At 43.4% G+C, this 378-nt stretch carries 1 rRNA gene; it reads left to right on the top strand.

Annotation, left to right across the window (positions count from 1 at the left end):
* Positions 1-178: 178 nt before the first annotated feature.
* Positions 179-378, top strand: a 16S ribosomal RNA gene (locus tag KTH89_RS24745); the annotation flags it as partial.

Raw genomic sequence — 378 nt, 5'->3', positions numbered from 1 at the left:
TAAACAGTGAAACAACCCTGAAAATTCTAAAAAAGAATTTCAGAAACGAACGCTTTCTTATTATAGAAGCAACCGGATGCAAAAGCGATTTTGCGAAGGAAGCGGAAGAATGAGAAGCAACCTTAAAACAGTATGACGGAAAGATAGCTAGTAGTTATCTTGATGGAATCAAACACTTAAACATGAGAGTTTGATCCTGGCTCAGGATGAACGCTGGCGGCGTGCCTAACACATGCAAGTCGAACGAAGCACTTATGAGGATTCCTTCGGGATGAAGCATTTGTGACTTAGTGGCGGACGGGTGAGTAACGCGTGGGTAACCTGCCTTATACAGGGGGATAACAGTTAGAAATGACTGCTAATACCGCATAAGCGCAC

This window comes from Diplocloster agilis (assembly GCF_019042275.1).
GTDB classification, from domain to species: domain Bacteria; phylum Bacillota; class Clostridia; order Lachnospirales; family Lachnospiraceae; genus Diplocloster; species Diplocloster agilis.
This window is presented reverse-complemented; position numbering and strand designations above follow the sequence as displayed.